The sequence below is a fragment of the Calditrichota bacterium genome (assembly GCA_016867835.1).
Taxonomy (GTDB): Bacteria; Electryoneota; AABM5-125-24; order Hatepunaeales; family Hatepunaeaceae; genus VGIQ01.
In genome coordinates this window covers 1-22,286 of sequence record VGIQ01000038.1, presented here as the reverse complement: position 1 = coordinate 22,286, position 22,286 = coordinate 1, and the positions used below count along the sequence as shown (strand labels likewise).

General features: G+C 56.7%; 15 protein-coding genes, 2 tRNA genes, 1 pseudogene and 1 riboswitch. Of the genes and pseudogenes, 5 read left to right on the top strand and 13 right to left on the bottom strand.

What is annotated here, in order from left to right:
* Positions 1-1,694 (top strand): choice-of-anchor D domain-containing protein (locus FJY67_05790; GenBank protein MBM3328969.1); only part of this gene is annotated, 1,694 nt, incomplete at its 5' end.
* An 82-nt stretch (positions 1,695-1,776) separates the two neighbouring features.
* On the opposite strand, the gene FJY67_05785 is transcribed toward FJY67_05790, so the two are convergent.
* From FJY67_05785 to FJY67_05765, 5 genes and pseudogenes are all read right to left on the bottom strand, one after another.
* A tRNA-Ser gene (locus FJY67_05785) sits at positions 1,777-1,866 on the bottom strand.
* A gap of 175 nt (positions 1,867-2,041) precedes the next feature.
* On the bottom strand, positions 2,042-2,578 hold the full coding sequence (locus FJY67_05780) for a hypothetical protein (protein ID MBM3328968.1): 537 nt from the start codon (positions 2,576-2,578) through the stop codon (positions 2,042-2,044).
* 86 nt (positions 2,579-2,664) lie between these two features.
* The gene (gene ric, locus FJY67_05775) at positions 2,665-3,354 is read right to left on the bottom strand and encodes an iron-sulfur cluster repair di-iron protein (GenBank protein MBM3328967.1); all 690 of its coding nucleotides are present in this window, start codon (positions 3,352-3,354) and stop codon (positions 2,665-2,667) included.
* Between the two features lie 79 nt (positions 3,355-3,433).
* Positions 3,434-4,006: pseudogene (locus tag FJY67_05770) on the bottom strand (hypothetical protein).
* A gap of 61 nt (positions 4,007-4,067) precedes the next feature.
* Positions 4,068-5,183, bottom strand: coding sequence for a 4Fe-4S binding protein (locus FJY67_05765; GenBank protein MBM3328966.1), 1,116 nt, complete (start codon positions 5,181-5,183; stop codon positions 4,068-4,070).
* An 810-nt stretch (positions 5,184-5,993) separates the two neighbouring features.
* Between FJY67_05765 and FJY67_05760 the strand changes: the two genes are divergently transcribed.
* Together FJY67_05760 and FJY67_05755 are read left to right on the top strand one after the other, a co-directional pair.
* Positions 5,994-6,419, top strand: coding sequence for a hypothetical protein (locus FJY67_05760; protein MBM3328965.1), 426 nt, complete (start codon positions 5,994-5,996; stop codon positions 6,417-6,419).
* 92 nt (positions 6,420-6,511) lie between these two features.
* Complete coding sequence (locus FJY67_05755; protein MBM3328964.1) at positions 6,512-8,935, top strand: hypothetical protein; 2,424 nt, start codon at positions 6,512-6,514, stop codon at positions 8,933-8,935.
* Positions 8,936-8,981: 46 nt separating this feature from the next.
* Here the strand turns inward: FJY67_05755 and FJY67_05750 are convergent, their stop codons facing one another.
* From FJY67_05750 to FJY67_05725, 6 genes are all read right to left on the bottom strand, one after another.
* The gene (locus FJY67_05750; GenBank protein MBM3328963.1) at positions 8,982-11,456 is read right to left on the bottom strand and encodes a TonB-dependent receptor; all 2,475 of its coding nucleotides are present in this window, start codon (positions 11,454-11,456) and stop codon (positions 8,982-8,984) included.
* A 72-nt stretch (positions 11,457-11,528) separates the two neighbouring features.
* Positions 11,529-11,636, bottom strand: a riboswitch (TPP riboswitch).
* Positions 11,637-11,743: 107 nt separating this feature from the next.
* A complete protein-coding gene (gene rfbC, locus FJY67_05745; GenBank protein MBM3328962.1) occupies positions 11,744-12,301 on the bottom strand; it encodes a dTDP-4-dehydrorhamnose 3,5-epimerase in 558 nt (185 codons plus the stop codon).
* Positions 12,302-12,355: 54 nt separating this feature from the next.
* On the bottom strand, positions 12,356-13,405 hold the full coding sequence (locus FJY67_05740; protein ID MBM3328961.1) for a M42 family metallopeptidase: 1,050 nt from the start codon (positions 13,403-13,405) through the stop codon (positions 12,356-12,358).
* A gap of 106 nt (positions 13,406-13,511) precedes the next feature.
* Entirely contained in the window at positions 13,512-14,039 is a 528-nt protein-coding gene (locus FJY67_05735) for a DinB family protein (GenBank protein MBM3328960.1), read from the bottom strand.
* Positions 14,040-16,514 (bottom strand): endopeptidase La, encoded by a 2,475-nt coding sequence (gene lon, locus FJY67_05730; protein ID MBM3328959.1) that lies wholly within the window; start codon positions 16,512-16,514, stop codon positions 14,040-14,042.
* 174 nt (positions 16,515-16,688) lie between these two features.
* A tRNA-Arg gene (locus tag FJY67_05725) sits at positions 16,689-16,765 on the bottom strand.
* 177 nt (positions 16,766-16,942) lie between these two features.
* Here FJY67_05725 and meaB point away from each other — a divergent pair.
* Both meaB and porA read left to right on the top strand, forming a co-directional pair.
* Positions 16,943-17,998, top strand: a complete 1,056-nt coding sequence (gene meaB / locus FJY67_05720; protein ID MBM3328958.1) for a methylmalonyl Co-A mutase-associated GTPase MeaB — start codon at positions 16,943-16,945, stop codon at positions 17,996-17,998.
* A 51-nt stretch (positions 17,999-18,049) separates the two neighbouring features.
* Positions 18,050-19,234 carry a pyruvate ferredoxin oxidoreductase gene (porA, locus tag FJY67_05715; protein ID MBM3328957.1) on the top strand — a complete coding sequence of 395 codons (1,185 nt, stop codon included), beginning with the start codon at positions 18,050-18,052 and terminating at the stop codon, positions 19,232-19,234.
* Positions 19,235-19,287: 53 nt separating this feature from the next.
* Here porA and FJY67_05710 read toward each other — a convergent pair whose 3' ends face one another.
* Both FJY67_05710 and FJY67_05705 read right to left on the bottom strand, forming a co-directional pair.
* Complete coding sequence (locus FJY67_05710) at positions 19,288-21,447, bottom strand: PQQ-like beta-propeller repeat protein (GenBank protein ID MBM3328956.1); 2,160 nt, start codon at positions 21,445-21,447, stop codon at positions 19,288-19,290.
* 338 nt (positions 21,448-21,785) lie between these two features.
* Positions 21,786-22,175 (bottom strand): hypothetical protein, encoded by a 390-nt coding sequence (locus FJY67_05705; GenBank protein ID MBM3328955.1) that lies wholly within the window; start codon positions 22,173-22,175, stop codon positions 21,786-21,788.
* Positions 22,176-22,286 lie beyond the last annotated feature (111 nt).

The following is a 22,286-nucleotide window of genomic DNA, read 5'->3' as shown; positions in this document are numbered from 1 at the left end:
TTCAACAGACTCATGTTGTCGAATGGGAAATTCTCCCTCAAACTCCACCCGGAGTTGCATGGGAAGGCAACGGGCACTACTACTACCCGGTGGCTGCTGCAGGTCTCACCTGGCCGCAGGCCAACGACGCTGCCAACGCGATGAGTTTCTATGACGCCAACGGCAACTACTGGTATGCCCACCTGCTGACCGTTACCTCCACCGAAGAGAATCAGTTCATCGTTGACAATTTTGTTCCTCAGATGCAGCAACTTTACTTCCTGGGCGGTCATCAGGTGAACTTCGACAATGAGCCGGCCGGAGGTTGGGCGTGGGTTACCGGCGAACCCTGGGTTTACACCAACTGGGGCTTCAACGAGCCGAACAACCAGTTTGGTACCGAGCAGATCATCCACTTTTGGAACCTGAACGGCGGCTGGAACGACCATCAGATTTACTGGCAGGGTAACGGCTTCATTGTCGAATACGAGATGCAGGCTCCTGCCGCGCCGGCGATTGTGCTCTCGACGGATGCTCTCGATTTCGGCGGTGTCCTGGTCAACAGTAGTTCGGATCTCCTCCTCCAGATCAGCAATGAAGGCGACGCCGATTTGACCGTCACCGGCATTGCAGCGACTGGCGAGGGCTTTTCCACCGACTTTGACGGCGAGTTTACCGTCGCGCCGGGCGGCCAGCATTCCCTCACGGTCACTTTCGCCCCGGCGGCCTTCGGTTCGGCCAATGGCACGATCACCATCACTTCCGACGATCCCGCCAACGGTTCCCTCGAAGTCTCGCTGTCCGGCGAGGGGATTGGCCCGATCATCGCTGTAGATCCCGCGTCGCTGAACTTCGGCGATGTGGAGTTTCGCCGCTCCTCGGAGTTGACCTTCGACATTTGCAACGAGGGCACCGCTGAAGGTATTGTTTCGGACCTGACGGTGTCCGGCGCGAACTTCAGCACCGACTATGCAGGATCTTTCAGCCTTCAACCGGGGGAGTGCGTTACGATAACGGTTGGCTTCGAAGCCAGTTCGCTCGGATCCTCTGAGGGCACCATTGTGGTGACATCCGATGATCCGTTCAACAACACTACTGAACTAAGCCTGTCCGGCAACGGCGTCTGGGTTCCGTCCACCACATTGCTTCGTCGTCTCTGCGAACGAGTGGATGCTCTTCGCTCCGCCGGCGATCTGAATCGCGGTCAGGCCAACTCGCTCTGCGTCAAACTCAACAATGCCACCCGCGCACTGCAGCGCAATCAGCCGCGCACTGCACTGAATGTCCTGAACGCGTTCAAGAACGAGGTCGCCGATCTGATCGCCCGGGACGTTCTCAGTGACGATGATGGCCAGCCGCTGATCGCGGAGGCGAACTTCATTTCGTCGCTAATTTCCGAATTTGGCGTAGCCGGCCAGGAAGGACGGGAAGTCACTGTGGAGCCGCTTCCTGAGGAAGTGATGCTCTATGGTGGGTATCCCAATCCCTTCAATGCGTCGAGCCACATCCGCTTCGGCCTGCCCGAAGTTAGCGAAGTTCGCCTATCGCTCTTCGATCTGACCGGCCGCGAAGTCATATCGCTGATTTCAGGTCGGCTCCAGGCGGGATTCCACTCGGTAACGATCCAGGGCGACGACCTTCGCTCCGGGATGTATATCGTTCGTCTGAACGCGCTTGGTCGGACGCAAAGTTCGCGGATCACCTATATCAGGTGATCGTTGCTGCTTGCAGAAGCACCATTAGGATGAGAAAAGGGGCTGTCCAAGCCGATTGGACAGCCCCTTTCGCATTCGGGTGCGGAGAGGGAGGGATTCGAACCCTCGGCAGAGGTTTACCCCCTGCACGCACTTAGCAGGCGCGGGCCTTCAGCCGCTCGGCCACCTCTCCGGAAGGACAAAAGAAGTAGGATAAAGGATAAAGTTCGAAGCAAAACGGATTGTTCGATCATGCTGACCCAGATGGGTATTGATACCCGTTGCCTGCTCGCTTCAATCCTCAATCCTCAATCTACAATCTTCGATCCGAAAAGGCAACCCGATGCCGCCCCAGACCTCACTTCGGCTTAATTCCCCATCGCCCAGCGCTCGTAGCGCGACGGCTCACCGGTGGCGAATTTGGCTTCTTCGACCACCATAAACTCCGCTGTCATCTGACGCCAGCCATCCGGTGGGATGTTGGCCTGTGCCATAGGGTAGAGGATCTGATCCTCCTTTTGGATATGACTCCGTAGGAGATAGGCGTAGGTCCGCATCGCCCGAATGACATCGGCGGTTTCGGCGGCTTCGAGCGGCTCGCCCTTTTCGCCGGCCGCTTTCATGAACCGGACGAGATCGCGGCTCTGGTCGTGCTCGTGCAGCATCACCGCGACCGGTCCCATCTGGCGCGAGAACCCGTGCTGCTCCATCCAGACAAAGAGGACATCTTCCTCCTTGGCATGGTGGTAGTCGTCGGCATAATTGCGGACGAATTCGACGCAGTCCAGGAGGTCATCCGATGCAACCTTTTGATCGCGGTCGAACTGCGCCGCCAGACGTTCGAGGCGGTCGATGGCGGTCAGGATGACCTGATGTTCGGCCATCAGTTTTTGGATCGGTTCCATGGTATTCCTTTGACGAACGTGATGATTATACGAACTTCCGAATGAAGTGAGGCATTCCTAACCTTCCCCGTTCCACCTTCCACTGCTTATGCTGCGAGCACCTTCGGGAAAAGGATGTTGTTTTCCTTGTGGACGTGGATGTGGGTGTCGCCTTCGAGGACCGAAAGGCCGTGCAGGAGTGCCCGGAATGTCTCACAGCCGTCGGGGGGAAGGCTGTAGTTGCCGGTCAGTTGATTGATGCGGTGCAGCATCGCTCCGACGAGGTCGTGTTCACTGGTGCTGAGAGCAATGTGAGCAGTGAGTTCGCGGCGTGCTTCAGGATTTCCGTTTACCTTCCGGATGGCAGGAAAGATCGTCTCTTCCTCGGCGGCGAGGTGAGTCAGCATGTTGCTGCGCAGGGAGACAAAGACCTGTGCCAGTTCCTTCAGATAGGGGTGGTTCGCCGAGTGCACCGACGCGACCTTGTGGACGAGGTAATCGAGGCGCGGCAGTTCGACCTTCAGATAGGTGTGATGCCGGGCGAGGATGTCGTCGATCAGTTCTATTGGTGACGCGGCAAGCCAGTCGCGTTCGCCTTTGTTTTCCGGACCAGCGTCGCACTCAGATAGAGCCCGTTCGATTACGGCTGGATCGAGCCCGAGGCTCGAGGCTGCTTCGGCGAGGCTTACTCGTCCGCCGCAGCAGTAGTCGATGCCGAACCGCTCAAAGACCCTCGCCCGGGCGGGCCGCTCTGCAACCAGTTGACCGACAGTTCGGTTTTGATAGGGTATGGACATGGATTCCTCGTTAGTGTTGACGTTTTTGATTCGTCCCGGGAGATGACTTCTCCGGGTGTTCGCTGCAGTTTTCGCAGCCGTGAGCGTCGTCGTTTTCCACCATCTCGGCGATCTTTTCGACGAGATGAACGTACTCGACGTAGGCTGAAACAAACTCGCGGCCACGTGCCACGGATTCGCCTCGATGGATCAGTGCTTCCCGTGCCGCCGCGAATCGCTCGGCTATGGCACGCGAAGTCGCCTCACCGACATGATGTGCCAGTGGTTTGATTTCACCAGTTTGGAGCGCTGCATCGGCCTGTCGGACTGCTTCCGGAACCCCCGCATCGGAGGATTTGAGACCGGTATAGGGCGCACCCTCGCCGGCCCGGTGCACTCTCACCAGAGTTTCGAAGAACCACAGGTCGGCCACTTCGGCAGCGCTGCCTCCTACCTTTCGCGCCTGTTGAGCCTTGTCAAAGGCGGCGCGGATTTCACTCTCTGCTTCTTCGCTTACCCATTTCAGGGCAAGTGAGGGATCGCCTTCAGCCAGAGCCTCGCGGGCGTCAGCGACGACCGGTCCGTCCATTGTGTCGCAGTGGGCATCGGCACCGGCCGGCAGCAGCAACGCGGCACACACGGCCAGGATCAGGGTCAAGAACATCTTTTTCATTGGATTTCCTCGTTGTTTTCTTTAGAAATTGTCTATATGACTTCGCTTCAATTGTTGTTTGCTATCTTCCCGGATGCCCGTAGTCATCGCTATCCATCCGCTCGATATGATAGCGATACTCGCTATCCGACAGATGGCTCTGCCAGGTGCCGGTCAGTTGCGCAAGACCCCAGCCGGTTGCGAAAAGGATTAATATCAGCGCGGTCATTCGCCGGAATGAAAACTTCTGTTCGGGAATACCGATCATCAGCGCTCCTTTTACCGGGCAACTGACGACGCAGTCGCCGCAACCGAGGCACTCGACACTGGATATCTGCGGTTTAGTCATTACCGGCAATCGCGATGGGCAGACCTGATCGCATATACCGCAATCGGTGCAAATGTCTGGAGCGCGTCGGACCTTTACCGGCGAAGCCCAACTAAAGAGCCCCATCAAGGCTCCGTAGGGGCAAAGATACCGGCACCAGAAGCCTTGCACCAGAATTGAGAGTAGAATCAAAAGCCCGATGACGACCGCACCGGTCATGCCAATGTTGACGAAAAACATCAGCATCTTCGCGTCGGCTACCTTGTTGTAAGGCGATTCAATGAATGCTCTCAGCGCCATCGGAGGCATTGCATAGATCGCCCAAATGAAGAAAGCAAGGATCAGATATTTAAGCGACCGCAGCGCTATATCCGCCCCTTTCCAGATGCGGAAATTGCGGCCCAGGATCGCCCTCCCGAGCCGCGCGAGGTTGTCGCTGATGAATCCGACCGGACATATCCACCCGCAGAAGGCTTTGCGCAGGACGAGGGAAATCGCGATGAAGATGAGCAGCAACATCGTTGCCGCCGGATGGATGACATTGAGAGATCCGTGATAGAACCAGTCCACCAGCCCCATTAGGCCGCTAATCGGGAGGTAGCCTTCGACCGATGGCGGCCGGGGTGGAAGCGGCGCGTCGCCCGGCAATTGTGCGGCTTTGACGAACTGCGCAAACCTCCACCCCGACCAGAGCGATACCAGAGTGAAGAACGACTGCACCCCGATCCGCCAGAGCGATGTGCGGTGGATGCCGGCGCGGAGAGTCTGCCGGCGCCGGTCGAAGTATCGGCGAAAAAGCTGACCCTTGCCGGTCGCCTTATGTTTGATGACCGGCGGCTTGAGCCGGTCGACGTCGAAGGTGTTGTTCATTGGACTTGGACTATGTTCCAAAGCGTTCACTCATATCTTACGGGCGGGGATGGAGTGAAGTCTTTAACCGGGGTTAAATGGGAGGCGGGCAGGAGAGTTCGGTGAGCAACCAGTTGTCAGTTGAGAAAGGCCAGACGGTCTTCCTCATGCCGGCGAGATTTTTAGGGGGAACGGAGCGATACCATTTGCATTTGGGCGGGGAAATGTTACTTTGCTTCATATCGTCTGAGCAAGTCCATGTATTGCGTCGGGTCTAACTGATAAGACTGTTATCGTGCCGTCGGGTGTCCCCACCCGACGACGGGTGTCAGGTGAAGACACCTGACGCCACAACAATCCTACGAATGTGGAGCGATTTGGCTTGACAATGGGGTCTTAAGGTGTTATGATGTAAAGTGTCGTCTGAGTGAAGTCCTTGGATAGCGTCACGTGAACTGATAGGATTGCGGTTTGACTTTCCTTGCATGTTTCTTCCTTTCAATAGATTAGACGAGTCGGGGGGGGGCTCCTACGCCGTTGCCTGACTGCTGCCGCCTTCGCGCGAGTGCAGTCTGGTGAGCCGGTCTCTGCCCTTCACGTGCCTCACCGGAGGCCCCTCTGTCATGCTGAACGCAGTGAAGGATCACGCCTTCCGTCCCCTCGCCATTGCCTTTCAAATAGACCCCAGCCCTTCACCTCGGCATCCGGTGGCGCCTCGAGCCACCCCGTCCGCGGCCCGCCGTTAGTTGGATCGGGCAGATAGCGCCTTGCGCGTCTGCCATCGTCGAATGCAACACGCTATGTCAACACAATCCAACTATGGAAACTACAATGACACGCAAGCTGACGCTCCTCAGCATCGCCACCGCGCTGGTGATGCTCGTCTCGCTCGCCGCCGCACCGAGTGCGTGGGCGACCGATCTGGTCGTTCGGATCGAAGTTCAATGGGGGTGGGGTCTGAACCCGCAGAATATCATCGGGAGTGCTCAACTACTCGATGCGCAAGGAGATCCCATCGAGACTGTCCCGGTCCTGCTCCTGCAAGCCAACCCTGGTTTCACGCAATTCAGCGGAACCTTCCTTAACGTCCCTTCCAATGCTGCCTATGTGCGGTTCTGCTGGGACGACTTAGGTCTTGCGTGGGGACGGCAGGGAGAGGATCAGGCCAATGTCAATCCTCAGGCTGGGGAAGTTCGAGACATCAACTGGTCCGGCGTGACAGTCTGCTCGGTTTGGTGCAGTTTCAACAACCGCTGAAACTGACGCATGAAGTCATTTCGGCTGCACAGTCATTGATTGTGCAGCCGAAATCGACAATGCAATAATATTCTCTCATATGGAGCGATGAATTGAAGAAGTTGCTCACATCTTGCGTTTTCGGGCCATTACTTGTTTCCGCTGCCCTTGCCCAACCTGAGATTGCTCTTTGGCGTCTCTATGACGCCGGTGGAATTGTAATGGAGCATTTTGAGGATCTGTTCCTTCTCGATGATGATGGCTACTATGTATGCGGAACGAACCAGAGGCCATGGTTGATCCGACTTGATGAACGAGGAGAATTGCGATGGTCTTATGTCGATAACGAGCAATTTGGCGTCTTTGCCAGCGTCATCGAATCTGACAATGGCGATGCCGTTGTCGGCGGCAGGATTTTCGCCAACGAGCATCGTTTTGTTGGTGCGCGTTTCACAGAGGAAGGCGAACAAATTTGGTTCAGCGACTTCGGAGTCGGCTTCTGTTCAGCTGTCATCGAACTCAAGGACGGGAGGCTTGTTCTTGCTGGCGCATTCGGCCCCATGGCTTCAAGCAGGGCGTGCCTAATATGTGTAGATGCTGATGGAGAAGTGCAGTGGACGTTTTCATATGGCGACCGTGTGCTGCGTTCAAGATTCTTTACGATACGCGAGACCGAAGGTGGCATTGTTGCTGCAGGTCGAGTTACACCTACTATTGAGGACCCGACAAAAGGGCTCATTGTCAAGGTGGGATTCGATGGTCGTCCAGTATGGCAAATGGAAAACGAGGGAGAGGGCGAGAATCGACACCGCGAATACTACTCTATGGTGTCGATTCCGAACGGCGGCTTTGCCATCGCTGGGCTGATTGGAATAAGAGTACTGGAGGGGAATATCGTCCGCTCCTATTCCGTAGGCGGGATTATCGTAGTTAATGAACGCGGAAATGAAGTTTCGACCATGAACTGGGGACGCTACATTGAATTGAATGGGTTGGCAAAATTCTCTGACGGGCATCTTGCTGTAGGTGGGTCGCTGGGAACCGAGAACGGGGTCTTTCCTTTGGTGTTTATTCTTGACGCCAATCTCCAGATTCGATGGAACTTCTCTTTTCAACAACTAGTTCGCGGGCAAAGCCCGCGACCACAAGATGACCGCAATCGAATTCTGTCGCTGATCGTCGATGATCTGGATCGTGTTGTGGCAGCCGGTGGCGTGTGGAATCCCGAATTCGACCGAGGAATGGATGGCTTGATCACCCGGCTGAGTCCCGATGTCATCGGGCCAATTGTCATGAGGTGGTCACCGCATGATACAACGCTAACCACCTTGCCTGGCGACTCAATACAATTCATATTGCGGGCAGTCAATCAGCAAGGGCAAGAGGCTGAGTACCAGTGGCTGCGCGGAGATACACTGAAGGGGCGGGACACGACAGAGACGTTTCGCTTCGAATCACTTGGCGAAGAGACAATAACCTGCCGATTCTCGGACGATGAAGCCACGAGACAGATAAGATGGCATGTCGAAATTACAGACCTCTTCATCCACTCCCACACCCCCGACACCCTATCCCTCACCCTCCAACGCAACAGCGAGATCGACTTCTCCCTCGACTCGGTTGCCTATATCGGTGATTTGGAGAATCTCCGGTATGAGTGGATGCTCTATGATTCCGCGGCGGTGAGGTGGGAAGAGGTGGCTGGGGATGACCGGATCGGAATCCGGTCCTACGCGTTCGACCGGACCGGTGGGTATGCCCTGAAAGCCAAGGTCTTCGACCCGAACGTCGATCCGGTTCCTGCAGATAGTGTCCAGTGGGCGATTCAGGTGCGAGGGGTCATTCGGGCTTATGAGCCGAATCTCCCCGAAATATCCCTCGAGCCGCGTCAGGAAACGACGTTTGAGTTGATTCCCTTTAATGCCAACAACGACTCGATCGAGTTCTGGTGGACGCTGGACGAAGCCGACACCCTGTCTACTCAGTCCACTTTGTCCATTTCTTTCGAAGACACCGGCAGGTATGTCGTGAGCGGATATGCGCGGGAGCAGGTCGGCGAGGAGGAGTGGGAGGAGGATGTGCAGAGGTGGGCGGTCAATGTGGGAATGCTTAATGCGGAATTCGGAATGCGGAATGAAGTAGGATATTGGGTTGAAGATATAGGATTGCAATTCTCGCCGAATCCGTTCAACGATCAGGCGACGGTGACAGTTGACCTTGGAGGGAAGGCATTCCTGCCTGCCCTAAGGGCGGACAAGAATGTCCGCCCTCCAAGAGCGCAGGTGGGGGGTCTCATGCCCGTCCGGATCGGCCTGTACGCGATCGACGGCCGGGAAGTGCTCCGCCTCCACGATGGTCCCCTCTCGCCCGGCACGCATCAGTTTAGATTCTTCACTTCGTTCAGAATGACATCGGGAGGCGGAGTGACATCGGGAGGCGGTGTGACATCGGGAGGCGGGATGCCATCGGGAGTCTATTTCCTCCGCCTCCAGGCCGGCACCTACTCCCGCACCGTCAAAGCCATCCTTTTGCGTTAGCCTTGGGGGGCGGAATTCATTCCGCCCCCCAAAGGTCTATTTTCGTCTAAAGTCGCAGAGTTATTCCCCCCAACCACTCCCGACCAGCCGCCGGAACATAGTAGGGTGTGCCATACTCCGCATCGACTACTCCAAACGGCTCGTAGAGCACACCTCCCAAGTTCCTGACGCGCAGTTCTATGTCGAGACTTGCCATAACCGATCGCGGCTTTAGACGGCAGCGAATCGCGCCGTCAAGCAAGGTGTAGGCTTTCAGTTTCGCGGCGTCATCTTCACGGTTGTCCATGAACTGTTCGCCGACATGTTGCACTTGAAGCGAAAGGCTCACGGGATCCCGGTCAAGAAGAGCCTGCAGGTTGGCTGTAACCGTTGGGAAGAGTGCCGGGCGATTACCCCCCAAATCGAGCGTCGTATCCGCTACCAGATTCCAGTTGGCGTCATAGGCGAGGTGGTGGAACTTAAAGTCCCCCAATGTTGCGCTGCCAAGTCCGACGTTGCCGGCGAGCGTCAGGCCCTTTAGAGGCGTTCTATAACTGCCGTCGAGTTCCAGACCAATTCGACGCGAGGCAGGCGCCTGAATCGGAATCATTTCGCCGGTGTTGCCATCGACATTGCCGGAGGGAGTTATCTCGTTTGTGAAAAACATCGCGTAGAAGTTGAGCCCGATATCCACGCTGCCAAGTTGCCGCCGGCCGCCAAGTTCGAGGTCCAATACGCGCTCTGCCTCGAGTTCTTTTTGTCCATATTTCTGCGACTTTGGAATGTCGTTCGGGTTGTCCGCATTGAAGATCATTTCCTCATTCGGCTCACGGCTCGTTCCTGCAAGCGACAAGTAGAGGCTGGTTCGGGGATCGATTTGATAGGTTGCGCCGAACCGGGGATTGATGAAGAGATACTCAACCTTAAAATCGACCGCGGAAAAGGCTCCGAGCGCCCTGCGCTCCCATGGGAAGGAAACACTGCGCACCTGCAAGCCGCCATTCAGCATCAGCCGTTCATTCAACCGGTGCTCGATAGTTCCGTATATCCCAAGGTAGTCTTTGGTCGCACTCCACTCATACCAGGTGTGGTGCGGCGGCGCGCCGCCCTGCATTTCGTTGACCCAAATGACATTGCCGTGGTGATCCATTGCGTAGTGGCGCACTTCAAGGCCAAGTTCATAGTCGGTCGCAGCACCGTGAAGTTTTAACTTTGGCATCCAGCCCACCTGATCCTTGGTCACATATTTACGGTGAACGAGATCGCTCCGGGTCAGGGTATCGGGCGTGCCATTGCCGTCCGTATCGCGAACGACATTGGGCAGATTGTAGAGCGAAAACCGCCGTCCGACTTTGTATTCCTCATAATACCCGAAGCCGTGGATGTAGAATAGCGACTGGTCGAGTTCGACGCGTGGTGAGATGCGCCATTGGTTGCGCAGGACATAATGCGGCTGCTGAAACCAGTCCTTTTCGCCTGTGTAGTTTACTGCCGGATCGCCGAAAAACTGCGCATGATAGGGCTTGTCCCACGCCGAGTAGTTGGCTTTCCGATTCGCCTTCAAGGTCGCGGCATCGACACCCCACCAGTAGGCTTCCATATCTTCCTGACCGCCCCAGGTCTGAAATCTCGTGACCATATTGGGATCGTAGCGGGTCGCAGCGAGAAAGTAAGCCCACATGTCGGCAGCGGTATGATCGCGGTAGCCATTGGTAGTCAACCGGCTGAATCGGCCAGTAAAGTTGTAGCGCTGATCGACCAGGCCGGAGCGGTAGAGGAAGGTGCGGCGTTCGGTATTGTAGGTGCCCGATTGATAGGTTAATTCAAGCACTCGAGAAGCGACGACATCGCCCGTCGAGAGGCTGACTCCGCCACCCAAACCGGCCGGCCCGGCGCGGAAGTTGGAAACGCCCCGCTCAATCTGAACGTCATAAACACTCGAGAGAAAGTCCGGCGTATCCTGCCAATAAACAAGGTGCTCGCCGGGATCGTTAAGCGGCACACCTTCGACCGTAACCGAGAGACGGTCGGTGTCAAATCCGCGAATGCGGAGGTGTTGCGCTCCAACCATCCCCCCCGACCAACTGAATGATGTGGCTGAAGGGACGGCACTCGCCACCAGAAGCGGCACGTCTTGCGCGCCATAGTGCAGTTCGACAGCCTGCCGGTCCAGATTGGATAACGAAGCCGGCGCCGATCCGGCCGCACCGCGCCCGGCCGTCACGACGACCTGCGGCAGGGTGCGCTCGGCCGGAATCAGTTCTATCCGCTGGAAGATGCCCGGTGACGTCACTTCCCGGGTTAACGTCCGATAGGTTATATGGCTGGCGGTAACTTGCAGCGCACCGCCTCCCTCGACGATGTCTAACGTGAACCGCCCGTCGTAGCCGGTGATGGTGCCTTCAGCGCCGCCTTCAACGACAATATGGACACCTTCAACAGGATTGCCGGTTGTCGCATCAACGACGATGCCGTTCAGCGTCTCAGCCGATGCCGCCCCGGTCAGGAGAGCAAGGAAGATGATAATAGATATCAGGTGCATGGGAAACCTCAAAAAAACAGAAACGGCCGGGCTCCTGGTGAGAGGGAGAGCGGCCGTCCAGACTGACGACTCCAAGCACAACACGCTGCTCCCTACGCCGGCATTACCCGGATCAGGTTCGATGGGTTTGATCTCAGACCGGCGGAGACTCTCTCACGCCGACCACCCCGTATGAAGACTAATCTACTGAATGTTTCCGGAGGATGCAAGCCCTGAATGAACGAGCGCAAGGACGCTGCTCTCCTCTTTGGTCGGCCCGATGCGAGCGGTAGGGAAGAGCACGAAAATTATCCCCCTGGGAAAGGACTCGCAACTTCCTTTAGCAATGGCCAGTTTCGGTCCTTATCCGAGAGTAGAGGCTCACCAGCCATGCCCCACTCGAACCCAATCCCCGGATCGTTCCACCTGAGGCCTCCCTCGCTTGCCGGGGCATAAGGATGATCGACCTTATAGGAAATAGCGCAGTAGTCGGTCAAGGTCAGGTAGGCGTGCCCGCAGCCCTTGGGAATGTAAAGGGTGTTGCATAACTCACCGTCCAGGACGATTCCGACCGAGCGCAGGTAGGTCGGCGAGTCGGTGCGGAGATCGACGAAGACGTCGAACGCCCGTCCTGTCACTGCCCGCACCAGTTTGGTCTGCGCATGCGGCGGTCTCTGAAAGTGAAACCCGCGCAGGATGCCGGTTCGGTAGTTGACAGACTGGTTGTCGCCCGTCCAGTCCGCTACCAGGCCGCGAGCAACGAACTCCGACGCCTCATAGACGGTGGTGAAAGTCCCGCGGTCGTCGCGAAAGATGCGGGGGCGAATCTCATACGCCCCCGCGATGTCGAGGGGAGTGAATTGCATAAAGAGAAGCGCTCAGTGCTCAAGTAGAGTTGACGTCATCACGCAATGAGGAATCTACATCAACTGATAGTCCATATTGCCGGGGTCGGTGAGGTAGGCAGCCAGGAGGTCGATCGTCGCCTGGACGTCGTCCTTGTGCACCATTTCGACCGTCGTATGGACATAGCGGCAGGGGATCGAGAGAGTGATCACCGCCGGTCCGCCCGGAGCGCGCTGGATTCCGCCGGCGTCGGTGCCGCCCTTCACCATGGCGTCGCGCTGATACTTAATCTTCTTCTTTTCGGCCAGTTCAACCATCCGGCTGAAGAGGCGCGGATTTGAGATGTGCGATCCGTTCAGGATCGCGATTGCCGTTCCGTCGCCTAACTTCGAGACGTAGTCCTGCGGCGGCGAACCGGGGACGTCATTGGCAAGCGTGACGTCGAGTGCGATGCCAACATCGGGGACGATGCCCGACGATGCCGCAAGCGCTCCGCGGAGGCCGACCTCTTCCTGCACCGTCGCGACGACATAGAGGTCGCAGGGCGATTTCCTGGCCTTGCGGACGCCTTCGATCATGCAATAGACGCCGACCCGGTCGTCCATCGTCTTCGAGGTGTAGCAGTTGCCGACTTCGACCATCTGGCGCTGCATTGTTACCGGAGTGCCGACTTCGACCAGTTCCTTCACTTTCTCAACCGGCAGGCCGAGGTCGATGAAGAAGTCCTTTACTTCGAGCGGCTTCTTGCGCTCTTCTTCGGTCAGGATGTGGATCGGCTTCGAGCCGAAGAGGCCGGTCAGGTCGCGCTTGCCGAGGACGGTAACGCGCTGCGCCATCATCGCTCGCGGGTCCCAACCGCCGAGCGGTTGGACGCGGAGGTAGCCGTTGTCGTCGATATGGTGGACGATGAAGCCGATTTCGTCCATATGCCCGGCGAGCATCACCTTCTTGCGCCCGCCTTTGGGCTCCTTGCCGGTGCCGGTCTTGAAGCCGATGATGTTACCCATCTGATCGAAGCGGAGGTCATCGACGAGAGGCTTCAATTCCCTGACGACGATATCGCGGATGCGTTCCTCGCGACCCGAAATGCCGGAGGCTTCGACAAGTTTTTTCAGAAGTTCCAAGGGTGTATCCTGTTAATGTTATTGTTTTTTAACCACAAAGAACACAAAGAGCACCAAGTTTCTTTTGTGTTCTTTGTGCTCTTGGTGGTGAGATTATCTTCACTTCCTATTCCCTCTTCCCCATCCCTACCCAATCGACACCGCAGCCGGTCGTCTGCCGGATGCGCTCGATCAACTGACCGGTGTGGTGTTGCAAATGACGCAGATTGTAGAGCACTAACTCGCCCTTGCCAAACGGCAGCCAGTCGAAGCCGGAGACTACAGAGGCGAGGTCGATGCTTTGGATCCGATCGCTCATACCCTTATCCATATAGTCAATATACTCCAGGATCGCGTCCCTGGGGTAAGGCTCGCCCTCCCGCGGTTTCCCGTCCGCCGGCCAGGGGAACGAATCCAGAAATTGATAATCCTGGATATGGCCTCGCCAGGGGCGAAACGATGCCTCTTCGGCGCTCAAGTAGAGATCGGTATAGAAGAGCACATGATAAGCCACCCGCCAGAATCGGTTGTAGTAAGCCGGCGCGTCCCAAAGTTCCTCCGGACAGGTTTCGACCGCACGTCGCAGCATTTCGAGCGTTGCCCGGTATTGGCTTATTAGGTCGAAGCAGATGCCGGAGGCTTTCGTTTCGTCCATTTACTGAACGGTGGCAGACGGCGTCGGCGCTGGAGACCGGGCACTCCGGGTTGGACGCCCCTCAGCCGGAAGCAACAGGTGCTCGATCACCTCGTCGAAGCGCGATACCGGTATGATATTGAGCGGTTTGCGCACCGCCTCCGGGACTTCGGACAGTTCCCGTTTGTTGCGTGAAGGAATGATCACGGTCCGGATTCCCGCGCGAAGCGCAGCCATCAACTTCTCACGCAAGCCCCCAATCGGCAGGACGTCGCCGCGCAGAGTGATCTCGCCGGTCATTGCAATATCACCGCGTACCGGACGGCGCGCCAGTATGGAAGCCAATGCGACCGCCATAGTTATCCCGGCCGAAGGACCGTCCTTGGGAACCGCTCCTTCCGGAATATGCACGTGAATCTCCTGGCGCAGGAAAAGGTCGGAGTCGAATCCGATCTGATTTGCGCGGGCGCGCACAGCGGTAAGCGCGGCTCGCGCCGACTCCTGCATCACTTCTCCCAGCATACCGGTCAGGGTCAGCGTCCCTTTACCGCGCATAGACTCCGCTTCGATGGTCATAATATCGCCACCGGTCGGCGTCCAGGCCAGGCCAACCGCCGCGCCTATGCGAGGCGTCCCTTCGATCTCACGATCTTCATAGGGCGGGACCCCAAGGTAGCGCGTGACGACCTTGACATCGACGACTAACCGCTCGACACCGGAGTCGCGGTCTGTTTTCTGACGCTTGCCTTTGCTCTTCGGTTTCACACCTTCAAGCAACTCCCGGGTCGCCTTACGCATCACCTTCGCGATACTGCGCTCCAGTTCGCGAACGCCGGCCTCGCGAGTGTAGCGTTCTATGATGGTGTTTAGAGCGGCGTCGGTTAAGTGCACTTCACCTTCCTTTAGGCCGCATTCCAACATCTGCTTGCCGATAAGGAAACGGCGCGCGATTTCGAACTTCTCCTGATGCAGGTAGCCCGGTAGCGCAATCGTCTCCATCCGGTCGAGGAGCGGCCATGGAATCGCATCGCGGGTGTTGGCGGTCGTTATGAAGAGCACTTGCGACAAGTCGTAATCGACCTCGAGGTAGTGGTCGCTGAAGGCGCGATTCTGTTCAGGGTCGAGTACTTCGAGCAGCGCCGATGAGGGATCGCCCCTGAAGTCGGTGGACATCTTGTCGATTTCGTCGAGGAGGAAGACCGGGTTCATAGAGCCGGCTTTCTTCATCGACTGGACGATCCGGCCCGGGAGCGCGCCGATGTAGGTGCGCCGGTGACCGCGAATCTCAGCCTCGTCGCGCACCCCTCCCAGCGAGACGCGAACGAAGTTACGTCCCAAAGCCCTTGCAACCGACTTGCCAAGCGAGGTTTTACCTACCCCGGGCGGCCCGATGAGGCAGAGGATCGGACCGCGCAGACGCCCTTCCGACCGGGCTAGAACTGAAAGATGCTCGAGGATGCGCTCCTTGGGCTTTTCAAGTCCGTAATGGTCGGCGTCCAAGATCTCATTGGCCGCGGCGATGTCCCGGTTGTCTTCAGTCGTCTTATGCCAGGGGACCCCTATCAGCCAATCGAGGTAGGTACGAATGACGGTCGCCTCCGGGGAGAGCATCGGCGTCACTTCGAGCCGCTTAATCTCTTCTTCGGCCTTCAACCGGGCATCCTTCGGCATTCGGGCACGCTTTACAAGCCGCTTATATTCGAGCACATCGGAGAGGTCGTCCTCGCCATCTTCGCCCAACTCCTTCTTGATGGCGCGGAGTTGTTCCTGCAGGTAGTAGTTGCGCTGAGACTTGGAGATCTTATCCTTGACCTTGCCTTCGATGTTCTGTTCGAGGTTTAGGATCTCGATTTCGTGATGAACTTCGGCCGCGAGCAGGACGAGGAGGTCATAAACCGAGTCGATCTCGAGGAATTTCTGCTTCTCCTTGCTCGTCCGGTTAAGTTGCATCACCACGAAATCGGCCAGCCGGCGGGGGGCGTCGATCTGATCGACGGTCGAAGCCAGTTCATCCGGCAAATGGCGAGAGAGTTGAATAAACTCCTTGAATTGACTTCCGAGATGCCGCATCGCAGCCTCGATGGGGGGCGTCAGGTTCACCTCGTCGTTCAGGATGGTAAGGGCGGCATAAATAGCCTGACTTTCCTGATAGTAGCGATTGACGCGGATGCGTTGGAGGCCTTCGATCAATACCTTGGCGAGGCCGTTGGGCAGTTTCATCAACTGAGCCACCCGCCCAATGACTCCGACGCGGTATAGATCGGCGCCTCCAGGGGTCTCGGTCTGGGTGTCGCGTTGAGCGATAAGGGCGATGAACCGATCCCCGGCCATCGCCTCCTCGACCGCGCGCATTGTGCCGGCCCGTCCTACGACGAGCGGCATCACCATTCCAGGCAGGAAGATCATATCGCGCAGCGGCAGGACCGGCACCCGTGCCGGAGGCTGTTGCCGGGTTGTTTCCTCGGGCTCAGACTTGACGATTCTCTTACGGGGCATAGAACCTGGAGCGAAAGACGATGAACTGACAACTACGCTATTGAATCTGTCCGAGATTAAACATACCTGTGCCGTCGGGTGTCTTCACCCGACGGCATGCGATTGTAATTTAAGACCACTGGTGTCAGGTGGGGACACCTGACACCACAGATACAAAATCTCGGACAGACTCTTTTGCGCGCCTGCCGCGAATCGAACGCGGAACCTGCGGCTTAGAAGGCCGCTGCTCTATCCAATTGAGCTACAGGCGCTTCACCTGGACCGGGTTCGCGGCGGGTGCACTGCGACCCAAACTTATAAGTTATGACTCACTTCGTTGTGAAGCAATCCATCGGACGGGTTCTGCCGGCCGGCTGACGATAAGACCGGTGCTTTATCAATCCGTTAGCACTGAACTTTAGGAACCCGTAACGTGATCCGCTGTATCTATGATTCGGGCTGCACCGGCATTATCTTTCAAAGACATCCCCGTCATCATTATCAGAAAAGTGAACCTTCAAAATCGCCGCGATCTTGCTCGCCGACTTTCCCGCATCGAGGCCGGTCTATTCGATTCCTCTGAACCGGCCGTTGTCGCCCCGGGCGAATCGATCGCCCGGGCTTTCAAGATTGGCATCACCGGACCGCTCGGTGCCGGCAAGAGCAGCCTCATCGATCAGTTGATCCGCATTTATCGCAAACGCGGACTTTCTGTAGCAATCGTAGCGGTCGATCCGTCGAGTCCTTTCTCCGGTGGAGCGCTTCTTGGCGACCGGGTCCGGATGAGCGAATTCGCAGGTGACGAAGGCGTCTTTATACGCAGCCTTGCCACCCGCGGCCAGGCCGGAGGGCTTGCCGCAGCGGCTGTCGATGCGGCTGATCTCTTTGAGCAAACCGGATACAACCGCGTCATCATCGAAACCGTCGGTGTGGGACAGGTCGAGGTGGATGTCGCAGGCGCCGTAGATATGACCATCGTCGTCCTCGAGCCCGGATTGGGCGACATAATCCAGACTATGAAGGCAGGACTTATGGAAATAGCCGATCTCTTTGTGGTCAACAAGAAGGACCTGCGAGGCGCCGACCGGTTCATCGGCGACCTCGAGATGATGCTCGAAATGAAGTATGGCCTCCTCTCCGGCGGCAAGGACCCAGTAGAGATGCTCGGAAATCATTCCGACCTCGATGCCGAGCCGAGCAAGTCTGCTGCCGCGCTGCCGCAGCGCGTCCCGGGAGTGCTATCCACTCTGGCACGAACGGGCGATGGCGTCGTCGAACTTTGCGATCATATAGAGGATTGGCTTCAGCGGGCAGAAATGGAGGGCTTTTTGCTGCAAAGACGAAGGGAACAACGGCTCGCCCGAATCCGGAGCGACGCCGAGCGGCTCGTCGTTCAGTCCTTCTGGAAGAACCTGCCGGACGGCGCACTGGAGCATTTGGCTGCCGGAACGCTTCCGATTCGTGAAGCCGCACGGCAACTGGCGATGCATGCCAGGCGTTCCTAAAAGGCCAGTCCGGTTCCCAATCCGAGAACTCGAAGCAGCAATCGCAACGCAATGCAGAAAGTCCTAACCGGCAATCAAGCCGTCGCCTGGGGTGTGATGTGCGCACAGGCGCAGGTCGTTTCGGCATATCCCATCACGCCTCAGACCACCATTATCGAAGAACTTGCCGACCTTGTCACGCGCAAGATGCTCGCGGCTGAGTTCATCAAGGTGGAGTCAGAGCACTCGGCAATGGCCGGGTGCATAGGCGCGCAAGCAGCCGGAGCGCGCACCTTTACCGCGACCTCGGCGCAAGGGCTTGCGCTGATGCACGAACTTTTGCATTGGGCGGCGCTGGGTCGTCTTCCGGTGGTGATGGCCGATGTCAACCGGGCGATGGCTCCCGGTTGGTCGATCTGGGCCGATCAAAACGACTCCCTGGCTCAGCGCGACACCGGTTGGATCCAGTTCTACTGCGAATCCAATCAGGAAGTCCTCGACACGGTGATCCAGGCTTACCGGGTAGCCGAAGCCGTCAACCTGCCGGCGATGATCGTCCTCGATGCCTTTTTCCTGTCGCACACCTCGGAAGCGGTCGATGTGCCCGGACCTGAAGCCACTGCAGAGTATCTCCCTCGATATCAGCCCGAAGTCTATCTCGATACCAGAGATCCTCACGCCTTCGGTGGACTTGTTGGAGCCGATGTCTATATGGAATTCCGTTATAAGATGCAATTGGCAATGGAGGAAGCGCTCGACAAGGCACGGGAAGCGGACGACCTCTACGGCCGCATTTTTGGCCGCTCTTACGGACTAATCGAGCGCTATCCGGCGGACAGTGAGGACTTTGACCTGTTGCTCGTTACTTCAGGTTCTGTAACCTCAACGGCACGAATGGCCATTGACGAACTGCGCGCCGGAGGGCATCGGGTAGGATTGCTGAAGACCCGCCTTCTCAGGCCGTTTCCATCTGGCGAACTTTTGAGACTTTGCCAGGGAACACCCCGGCTGGCGGTTATCGACCGTAATGTCTGCGTTGGAATGGGGGGTATCTGGGCACAGGAAGTGAAGGCAGCGCTCTACAGCGCAAACAGCGGCTCAAAGTCAGCAAATATCGCTCGGCCGGACGTTTTCGAATACATTGCGGGACTGGGGGGGCGGGATATAACGCCGGCAGTCGTCCGGCAGATTGCTCTCGATGCACTGGAACGAGACTCTGTGCCCGTTAAACCGGTCTGGGTAGGACTGAAAGAATAGAGAGGTTGGCGGTCATGGTGACCGTTTCAACCCACTCTTCACACTCACAGACCTTACCGCATCAAGACCGCTTTGACGGTGCGGGAGTGGGAGCCGGCCTGAAGGCGGAGAAGATAGACACCCGATGGCATATTGACTCCCGATGTCATTCTGAACGAAGTGAAGAATCTGAACTGATGCGTGCCGGGCGAGAGGGGACCATCGTGAAGATGGAGCACTTCCCGCCCGTCGAGCGCGTAGAGGCTGAGCCGGACAGGGATTAGACCCCCCACTTGCGCACTTGGAAGGCGGACATTCTTGTCCGCCCTTAGGGCGGGCAGGAATGCCCGCCCTCCAAGGTCAATCGTCACCGTCGCTCGATCATTGAATGGATTCGGAGCAATCGAGATCATGAGGGGATCATCATTCCGGCGAAAGCCGGAATCCAACCCAAAATCATCCACACTCAGCATTCCCACATTCACCGCCCACCTCTGCACATCCTCCTCCCACTCCTCCTCGCCGACCTGCTCCCGCGCATACCCACTCACGACATATCTGCCGGTGTCAGCAAACGAAATGGACAATGTGGACAAAATGGACAAAGTATCATCCGCTTCGTCCAGTGTCCACCAGAACTGAATCGAGTCGTTGTTGGCGTTGAAGGGAATCAACTCAAACGTCGCTTCCTGACGAGGCTCGAGGGAGATTTCGGGCACATTCGGCTCAAAGGCTCGAAGGACCCCTCGCACCTGAATCGCCCATTGGACGGAATCTGCAGGCACCGGATCGACATTCGGGTCGAAGACCTTCGCTTTCAGGGCATAGCCGCCCGTTCGGTCGAACGCGTAGGACCGGATTCCGATCCGGTCATCCCCTGCCACTTCCTCCCACCTCACCGCCGCCGAGTCGTAAATCAGCCACTCATAACGGAGATTCTCACTATCCCCAATGTAGGCGACGGAGTCGAGGGAGAAGTCGATTTCGCTATTGCGGCGGATGGTGAGGGACAGGGTGTCGGGAGAGTGGGTGATGATGAAAAGGTCGCGGACGCGGACCAGCCACGTCAAATCGACCCGACCAAATTCATTTGATGCTCGACAGCGTATTGTAACATCGCCTGATCTTGGAAACACCAATGTAATCCCATTATCAACTTCATTCAATAGTGTATCATTCGCATACCATTCATAGCGTGTTTCCTGTCCAGCCGGAGAATCGGCCTCTACGAGAAAGTCTATACTCGATTCTGACAGGATTTGAACCAGTGTGTCACGTGGACTGTAATTTCGGATAATCGGGGCAAGAGTGTCCGGCACAAAACTGGCGAGGATTCCGTCATAGTCCAGTTCGAAATTTGTTTTGCGCACCCATCCGCAGGCAAGCCATAAATTGTTTGTTGTTCTGATCGTCGAATTCAGATTATTACTACCCGCGTCAACATTCTCCAACTCTTCAACCGCATACTGACTTGCCCAGTTGGCTAAGCCTGTATTCGCGGTTCGGATTGCTATAGGGCGGGTCTGTTGGGCGCCGATGCCTACGCTTCCAACAATTAGATACCCGTCGTCAAGCCGCGCAACCGAATATCCACGTGCATTGCCACCCAGATTCTCATAGATTCGCAGCCAATTGAAATTACCGTCAGATGAGATGTTCATTAGATAGGGATAGACCCTACCGGCAAGCGCAAATCCAGTCAGAAGATAATTGCCATCAACCGAAGATACCATTGAATAAGCCTGGTAGGGTGGAAGGTCTCTGAAGAACCGTTCCCAAATCACATCCCCGTTATCCTGACTTGCGCGAACGGCATAGACATGATCACCATCGCCTTGAATAAAACCCCAGCCAGCGGCAATAATGTCATCCTCGACTTCACGAAGAGTGTAAAATCTGGCCGATCCTCCGGGCGAGTAATAGCGCTGCCAATTCACTTCTCCATCTGCACGAACTGAAGTTAACTGTGCTCGATTTTGGCCGTTCGCCAACGAGATACCCGCGAAGATCAAACCACCTGCTTTCAATTCGATTGCAGCATGAGCATATCCGAGTCCATAGAAATTAGCCCATTCTATTTCTCCATCTTGCGTGAGCGCCATGCCGAAAAACTGAGATTCACTAACGCCGGCACAAATCAGCCGCCCATCATCGGTATCAATAACAGACTCAAGTCTGGTTGGCTCGTCAAAGCCAAGTATTCGCTCCCACTCCAGATTTCGTTGTGCATCCAATCGTACCATATAAGCATCACCGCGGCCATTTGGGCTGACACCGCCACTTAGGCCGCATAGTATGAAGCTGTTATCTGCCGTCTGGAAGAGATCGGTAAGGACCTGAATTCCTGCACCTCCGAAAAATTGAAGATCGATTCGATCGGGCTGGGCATCAAGAGTCCGAAGTAACCCCAAGCACAAGAAGGTTGCAATGGGCAGGCTTGGTGTCTTGAAAATGAACGAAGGCATTGAGGCATTACCGGTTTCAGACGCGTTAGACAATATTGGAAGCAGACGACCCCAAGCGGCGGCTCGTGGCGCATGCCGCAAGCCGCCGCTTAAAAGTGATCTCGCACTCATTCTCCAAGATGGAACCAACCGGCCTGGTTGTTGCCCTGCCAATTGATGTTGCCGGCATTGATGACATTGGTGGGAAATAGGGATGCCGGAGTGATTTCGATCTCCCAGATTACGGCCGGTGAGTGGGGATTGAACGAAGCAGTAAATACGGGGAAGTCTTCGTCGTCCGCAGCTTCAGTCTGCATTTTGATCTGATCGAGAATAGGACCACCGAGAAAGGCCCTGGTGCGGAGAGTGATTGTCACAAGTTCATTGTGAACATCCTCTCCCATCCAGTCGATTCCAGTCTCGAAGTCAACCGCCCACGCCTCTCCCGGCGCGGCGAAGAGGGTGATGACCGCCAGCAGAACCAGCACTGCCAGCGACAGATTCGTTCTCGGGCTCATACCATTCTCCATTCAGTTTGGATTGATAGTGTGCCCGGGCTTCTTAAGCCCGAGCCGTAGCCCGAGCCGTAGCCCGAGCCGTAGCCCGAGCCGTAGCCCGAGCCGTAGCCC